Raw genomic sequence first — 7326 nt, forward strand, 5'->3', positions numbered from 1 at the left:
CGGCCCTCTCAGCTGACGGCGATTCGGCCCGTCGTTCCGCTGATCGGACGCAGCGCACCGGATGCGGACCTCGCGTCGCCGTAGTAGCGGATGCGGTAGTCGCCCGCGGAGTCGCGCGGCACTCGCCAGGTGACCGTCACCTTCGACGCCGACGGGCTGCCCGCCGGGCGCTCCCATGCCATCTCGGTGGACTCGTGGTCGTCGTCGTAGGCCACGGTCCAGCCGCCGCCGGTGAACTTCTCGACGGCGAAGTAGCCGTTCGTGCCCTTGCCGCGTCGGATCCGGTTGGTGGGATACGCGCCGCAGAACTCGACGCGGACGGTACTGCCGGGCTTCGCCGTCGACGGTGTCTTCGACACGACCTGCCCGAATCGGCGGCCGGGAATCGGTGTGTCGGCGGGCTGCGTGCCGAGCAGATCCGGCTGCATTCCGGAGGTGTCGGCGGGCCGCCGGCCTGCGGGCAGTCGGGTGCCGCGGGCCATCGCGCGCGCCATTCGGTCGAATTCCTGCATGTAAGCGCACAGGGTCCAGCGGCCGAACATCGTCTCACCGCCCTCGTACTGCTGCGCGACGTACTCCTCGGGAGTGACCGTGTACTGGCTGTAGCCGTTCGAATATCCCTGCAACAGGACGTTCTCCAGCGGAACCTTCAGCGCGTCGGCGACGATCCGGCGGATCCGCAGGCCGGCCACGATCGTCGACTCGGACGGCAGCGCGGCGAGAACGAGGTCGCCGATGCGGATCAGCTGAACCGGGAGGGTCTGCTCGATCCAGGGCCGCGGCGGCAGGATGCCGAGCGGGAACAGGATGGCCTTCGGCGCCTGGTTGTCGACGATCCAGGGGTCGGGCGTCGGGGTGGCGCCCGCGCCGAGCAGCATCGCGAACTCGTTGCGGACCCCCTCGTTCAGGAAGCCGAGCTGGCTTCGGGTGTTGTCCTCCTGGCTGGTCGCCGCGGCGGCGGCACCCATCATGGCGGGCGAGGTCCGTGCCGCCTTTCCCGTCGGCGTGTAGTGCCCGTCGATCGAGACGTTGGCCATGTCCAGGTACCTCGTCGCGGAATCGACGCCGCCGGTCCTCATCGGACGCGCCGAGCCGAGCGCCGTCTGACCGGCTTGATCCTGGCGTCGGCCGATGACCGTTCGATTGACGCGATTGTCCGCGGTCGGACCGCCGGGGTGCATCTTGCGCAGCCACAGGTTCGGGCTCATGTCGCCGGCATTCGTCTGGGCGTGCGCGCTGATCAGGCCCGGGTCGCGCTGCTCGCCGAGATACGCCGCGTAGCCCTTGTTGTCGGGGCCGATGAGGAAGTTGGCATCGGTGAGCGAGGTGCCGTGGGTGGCGAACCAGGTGATCTCGCCGACCACCGCGCCGCCGCGGCGCAACCGGATCGCGGTCACCTGCGGGTCGATAGCGTCGGGGAAGTGCTTCCGATCGCCGGCCGGATTGAGCCTGAACGCGGGCATCGACCGGTTCGCGCTCGCATCGTGGAGCTCGCTGTGACCGAGCTCGACGGTGCCCGGGCCGAGAGAGTCGTGCGCGGCCGCGACCGCGTCGAGCAGTCCGTCGATCTCGGCACGGAAAGAGTTGTGCCGGTGCCCCTTGGCGGCGAGAACGTAGGCGTAGTCCCACGCCGTGCCGCCGCACGAGTTGTGATTGTGGGTCGCGTTGACGTTGACGTTCTGTGCGGTGTACGTGTCGCCGTAACGCTTGGCGAGTTCGGCGAGCAGCGTCTGGTGATGCGAGATGAACACGCATGCGATGTCGGCGGTGATGAAGAGGACGCGTTTGCCGGTGGCCGCGTCGGCGATGATGTAGGCCCGCGCCCAGGTGCGTTGCAGCAGGCCCTGGGCGACCTGGTCCATGTCGGAGTAGCCCATCATGCCCTGGCCGGCGATCGCTCCGGTCATATCGCCCTTGCCCGCACCGACGAGGTAGCCGCCCGCGGCGTTCGCGGAGCCCGTCCCGCCGAACGCGCCGTCACCGAACGTTCCGGTGCCGAGCGCGCCGGCCGCGGCGGCGCCGACGGCTGTCGCCTGGAGGAAGGTGCGGCGTGAGACGGCGGACATGGGGCTCCTCATGTGATCGGGGCTTCGGTCGACATTCGGGGTGACCCTAACCGCACCTGATCGAACGATCAACAACGGTGCACGGTCTTGGTGCTTGCGGACTGGGCGCCGGTCGGTGTGCGGACGGAGCAGGTGTCGGCGGGGCCTTCTAGACTGGGAGGGATTCACGAGACGAAAGGGTCCCTCATGGGCAACGGCATCCGCGTGGGTGTGCTGGGCAGTAACGGCAAGGTCGGCAAGGCGATCGTCGAGGGCGTCGAGGGCGCCGCCGACACCGACTTCACGCTCGGCGTCGACAAGGGCGACGCGCTGTCGGCGTTCGTGGAGTCGAAGACCCAGGTGGTCGTCGACTTCACTCATCCCGATGTCGTGATGGACAACCTGAAGTTCTTGATCGACAACGGGATCCACGCGGTGGTCGGCACCACCGGCTTCACGCAGGAGCGGCTCGACACGGTCGGCGGCTGGGTGGCCGCGAACCCCGGCGTCGGTGTGCTGATCGCGCCGAACTTCGCCATCGGCGCGGTGCTGTCGATGCACTTCGCCCAGCAGGCGGCACGCTTCTTCGACTCCGCCGAGGTCGTCGAGCTCCACCATCCGTTCAAGGCGGATGCACCGTCGGGAACCGCGGGCCGCACGGCGCAGCTGATCGCCGCCGCGCGTGCCGAGGCCGGGCTGGGCGCCAGTCCCGACGCCACCTCGACCGGACTCGAAGGTGCCCGCGGTGCCGACGTCGACGGCGTCCGCGTGCACTCGGTGCGGCTCGCCGGTCTGGTCGCGCACCAGGAGGTGCTGTTCGGCACGCAGGGCGAGACGCTCACCATCCGGCACGACTCGATCGACCGGAACTCGTTCGTTCCCGGTGTCCTGCTCGGCGTCCGCGAGATCGTCAGTCGCCCCGGCCTCACCGTGGGCCTCGAGACGTTCATGGATCTGTAGTCTCCGTGGCTGCGAAGAAGGCCGACGCCCGGCCGATCATCGCCGTCATCGCGTTCCTCGTGGTCGCGATGTGCGTGTACTTCGTGCTGCTCGGCCGCACCGCGGTGCAGTTGATCGGGCAGGGCACGGTGGTCTCGATCGGACTCGGGATCGGCGTCTTCGTCCTGCCGCTGCTCGGCGTCTGGATGGTCGCGTCGACGCTGCGGTCGGGCATCGAGCACCAGCGGATGGTCGCCGCGGCTCAGGATCTCGGCCGGGACCTGAACGTCGACGATCTCCCGCGACGTCCGTCGGGCCGGATCGAGAAGGACGCCGCCCTCGCGTTGTTCGAGGAGGTCAAGGCGGAGTGGGAGGCGGATCCGTCGGACTGGGTCAGCACCTATCGGATCGCGCGCGCCTACGACTACGCCGGTGACCGGTCGCGCGCCCGCGAGATGATGAAGCGCGCCGCCGAGCAGTACCGTGCGGCGAAGGCGGCGACGGACGCCTGATGGCGGCGCCCGTCCCGACCGAGATCCGGACCGAACGGCTGCTGCTGTCGCCGCCGACGCGCGACGACCTGCCTGCGATCCTCGCGGCGTGCCGCGAGACGGCGATCCGGGAGTGGACGGTGGTTCCGGTGCCGTACGAGCCCGAGGACGCCGAGTACTTCCTCACCGAGATCATCGATCCGGGCTGGGCGACAGGCGCGGCGTACACCTGGTCGATTCGCCGAGGCGGGGTCCTGGTGGGCATGGTCGGCATCGACGTCGACGACTATGCCGCCGGGGAGATCGGGTACTGGATGGCGCCGCATGGTCGTGGGCGCGGGTACATGGCCGAAGCGGTTCGCGCCGCGGTCGGAGTCGCGTTCGGCTGCCTCGACCTGCAACGGCTGGCGTGGCACGCCTATGCGGGCAACGTGGCGTCGGCGGCCGTCGCGCGGTCGTGCGGGTTCCGCTACGAGGGGTTGAACCGACTCGGTGCGGTGCAGCGCGGGGTGCGCCGCGATCAGTGGACCGCAGCCCTGCTCGACACCGACCCGCGGCCGCGGGCGGGGGAGCGGCCCGCGGCCGGCGTCGTCGAGAGCTGGACGGTTCCATTCGGCGGCCGGACCGGAGCATGATGGCGGCATGGCTCGTCTGCTGATCGTTCACCACACTCCGTCGCCGCACTGTCAGGAGATGTTCGAGGCGGTGCTCGCCGGCGCCACCGACCCGGAGATCGAGGGTGTCGAGGTGGTGCGCCGAGCGGCGCTGTCGGTGTCGACGAGCGACTTCCTCGACGCGGACGGCTACGTGCTGGGCAGCCCAGCGAACCTCGGGTCGATTTCAGGTGCTCTCAAGCACGCCTTCGATTGCTCGTACTACCAGATCCTCGACTCCACGCGTGGCCGTCCGTTCGGCCTGTACCTTCATGGCAACGAGGGGACCGAAGGTGCGGAGAACGCCGTCGACCGGATCACCGCCGGGCTCGGCTGGGAGAAGTCCGCCGAGTACGTCATCGCGTCAAACAAGCCCGACAAGGCGGTGCTGGAGGCGTGCTGGGAGCTGGGGGCGACGATTGCCGCACAGCTGATGGAAGCTTCAACTGATTAACGGAACAGATCTTGCCGTGGAGGAAATCCGAGTGCTAAAGAGGATTCAGCTCACCAACTACAAGGGGTTCGACAGATTCTCACTGAAGTTCAATTCGGAGCTATCTGTATTAGTGGGTCCGAATAATGCGGGAAAGAGCACGATAGTCGGAGCGCTCAGATTATGCGCGCAGCTTATATCTCATGCGAAGCTCAGAAAGCCCACAGGCAGAGCCTACGACGATAAGAGGCAGCGGAATGTATCCACATACTCAGTCGCAGATAATGTATCAGAGTTTGTGGCTGAGAATGTAGTACACGAGTTTTCGCAGGATTCTGAGGCCCGTGTTGACCTCTATTTTTCAAATGGGTCGGAAATCCATGTGGTATGGCCTGTGGGTGACGATGTCTCGCCCTACTTCTATCTAGAGAAAGTCGCCGGTATTCAGCCTTCGAGCGTGCGTGAGGTGAGGGCAACGATCCCTACTGTCTCGGTAGTGCATGCTATGACCCCAGTCGAACATCAGGAGAAAGTCTTATCAGAGGAGCACGTTCGTAAAAATCTTGGCAGTAGATTGTCGAGTCGACACTTTAGAAATCAGCTGCTTCTTTGGAGGAATCGCGATACCGAAGACTTCGATCGACTGTCACGATATATTGTTGACAATACTCCCGGGGTCGATTCTATTGATCTGTCACTATCGTCGGATCGAGGTGAGGTCGACTTATATATTTCGGAGTCTGGCTCCCGAGTGGAGAAGGAATTATATTGGATTGGTGACGGAATGCAGATTTGGATACAAGTACTTTTTCACTTGTATCGAAACCTTGAATCTGAAGTTCTAATCCTTGACGAGCCCGATGTGTTTTTGCACCCGGATCTCCAGCGACGTCTCGTCCGAGTCTTGGATGGCCGGGCTGGCCAGGTCCTTCTTGCGACTCACGCTCCTGAAGTGCTTGCTGAGGTGAGTCGTGATGCTGTGATTGTCGTCGACAGGTCGAGAAAATCCGCGAAAAGGATGTCGGGTATCGACGAGCTTACGGAGTTGAATTCGTCCTTAGGGTCAGGGTTCAATCTGCGCATGGCAAGAGTTTTGCGATCTAAAGTTGCACTGTTTGTCGAGGGTCAAGATATGCGGATGCTAGGCAGCCTGGCAAAACAATCTGGGGCTCTTCGTTTGGCGGCCGAGGATGGTGTAACGGTCGTCCCAATGGGCGGCGCGTCGCGACGTGGAATGGCGTCATCCTTCGGTTTCTTGAATCGTACTATTCTGGATTCTTCGGTGGAGATTGTTGTAGTTTTAGATGGAGACTATAGGCGGGATTCTGAAGCGTTTGATATTGAGTCCAAGTTTGAAGATCAAGACATATTCTGCCATGTCTGGAGAAGGAATGAGATTGAAAGCTACCTTGCCGTTCCTTCCTTGATAGCGCGTAAAGCTCGGATTAGTGAAGATGAAGCTGTAAGTGCGATTGAAGGAGCTGCTCTCGAGCTTAAAGAGCAGTCTTTTGCGCAAGTGTTAGCGCTGCGCCAGCAGGATGGAAAGGCGCAAGGGGAACATGTCTCTACGACATATTTGGCTTGCAGGTCGGAATTTGACGATAACTGGGAGACGCAAGCTTGGCGTTGGGGAATTGTCCCGGGCAAGGAATTGCTGTCTGGGGTGAACCGACGCATTGGTGATGCGGGAGGAAAGCCGGTAAGTGTCCGGGCGTTGGCATCTTCTATTCGAGCGAGTGAAATTGATACGGAGCTTATGGAGCTTATCTTGAAGGTTGAGAGTCTGCTCGATTAGCTTGCGTGAGTCGTGCAGCCCGCTGGGGTGATCCCGAAGGTGCCTGGCGTCGCGCCGCTGCGGATATTCGCGAGTGCGAGTGCGAGCGCTCGCGCGTCGGTGTCGTCGGCCGGCAGGAACAGCGCCTTGTCGACGTCGGTCTGGGACACCTTGCCGTCGGTGTAGAGCTGGTGGGCCAGGCCAGTGATCGAGCCCAACAGTTCGCCACCAGTCGGGGTGCCTGCCCGCTGTGGTCGCCCGCCTCGCGGATGGCGCGTGCGTCGAAGGTCTGGCGGTCGAGCTGGAGGCGCAGACCGCATGAGGTAGGTGGGCCGCCGTGGCGGGCGTACGTCTCGGCGTAGGGTCCGGCGAAGCAGATGTCGGCACGGCGCTGGTTAATCACGGTGGCGGCCAGCCTCATGGAGTAGGCGAGGTCTCGGTTCCGGCCGCCAGCGATGCGAGCTCCACCTCACGGTCGAGCCGGGCCCGCGCGCCGAGGTGGGCGAACGCGATGACGAGTGCGAAGAGCGTGGCCGGCAATCCCGCGAACGTCAGCAGGAGCCGATAGTCGGACCAGTGCGCGATGCCTATCCCGGTGAGGACCACGTACGCAGTTGCTGCGCACCAAGACATCCACGTGCGCATGACCGCCGCAGCCGCGACTGATGGGACGGTGAGCGCCAGGCCGAGTTCGATCACCGGACGCGCACCGAGCACACTGGCGATGGAGTCCTGGCAGACGTGACGGAACTCAGGTCCGTAAGTGTTGACCGTCGCGCACCCCAGATCGACCATGCCGATCGGCGACGCCGCGGCCCAGACGGTGAAGAGCAGGGCGAGCGCCGCCAGTCCCAACCACGCGAATCGTACGAACGTCACACCCTGCACCGTAGCCGGGGATCGGCCGGGCGACGGGTGAACCGGGATCAGTTCGGGTGGCGGGGGATTTCGACTCGCTCCGCTGTGAGTGTTTGGGGTGGTTGGCCTGGGG

The 7326-nt window shown here is 64.5% G+C and carries 8 protein-coding genes; 5 read left to right on the forward strand and 3 right to left on the reverse strand.

Going from position 1 to position 7326, the window contains the following annotated elements:
- Nucleotides 1-8 precede the first annotated feature (8 nt).
- Nucleotides 9-2066, reverse strand: a complete 2058-nt coding sequence (locus tag SCNU_RS08400; protein ID WP_009678931.1) for a neutral/alkaline non-lysosomal ceramidase N-terminal domain-containing protein — start codon at nt 2064-2066, stop codon at nt 9-11.
- 186 nt (nt 2067-2252) lie between these two features.
- Between SCNU_RS08400 and dapB the strand changes: the two genes are divergently transcribed.
- Genes dapB through SCNU_RS20170 form a run of 5 tightly spaced genes read left to right on the forward strand, consistent with a single transcriptional unit; the run spans nt 2253 to nt 6356 of the window.
- Complete coding sequence (gene dapB / locus SCNU_RS08405; protein WP_009678932.1) at nt 2253-3005, forward strand: 4-hydroxy-tetrahydrodipicolinate reductase; 753 nt, start codon at nt 2253-2255, stop codon at nt 3003-3005.
- 5 nt (nt 3006-3010) lie between these two features.
- Nucleotides 3011-3496 carry a hypothetical protein gene (locus SCNU_RS08410; RefSeq protein ID WP_009678933.1) on the forward strand — a complete coding sequence of 162 codons (486 nt, stop codon included), beginning with the start codon at nt 3011-3013 and terminating at the stop codon, nt 3494-3496.
- Nucleotides 3496-4110, forward strand: coding sequence for a GNAT family N-acetyltransferase (locus SCNU_RS08415; protein WP_009678934.1), 615 nt, complete (start codon nt 3496-3498; stop codon nt 4108-4110). The genes SCNU_RS08410 and SCNU_RS08415 overlap by 1 nt, the downstream gene beginning before the upstream one ends.
- 7 nt (nt 4111-4117) lie before the next feature.
- Nucleotides 4118-4582, forward strand: a complete 465-nt coding sequence (locus SCNU_RS08420) for a flavodoxin family protein (protein ID WP_009678935.1) — start codon at nt 4118-4120, stop codon at nt 4580-4582.
- A gap of 31 nt (nt 4583-4613) precedes the next feature.
- Nucleotides 4614-6356, forward strand: coding sequence for an ATP-dependent nuclease (locus SCNU_RS20170; protein WP_238526412.1), 1743 nt, complete (start codon nt 4614-4616; stop codon nt 6354-6356).
- On the opposite strand, the gene SCNU_RS19995 is transcribed toward SCNU_RS20170, so the two are convergent.
- On the reverse strand, nt 6353-6553 hold the full coding sequence (locus SCNU_RS19995; protein ID WP_009678937.1) for a hypothetical protein: 201 nt from the start codon (nt 6551-6553) through the stop codon (nt 6353-6355). The genes SCNU_RS20170 and SCNU_RS19995 overlap by 4 nt on opposite strands.
- A gap of 199 nt (nt 6554-6752) precedes the next feature.
- Complete coding sequence (locus tag SCNU_RS08430; RefSeq protein WP_139025885.1) at nt 6753-7214, reverse strand: hypothetical protein; 462 nt, start codon at nt 7212-7214, stop codon at nt 6753-6755.
- Nucleotides 7215-7326: the final 112 nt, after the last annotated feature.

The organism is Gordonia neofelifaecis NRRL B-59395 (genome assembly GCF_000192435.1).
GTDB classification, from domain to species: Bacteria; Actinomycetota; Actinomycetes; order Mycobacteriales; family Mycobacteriaceae; genus Gordonia; species Gordonia neofelifaecis.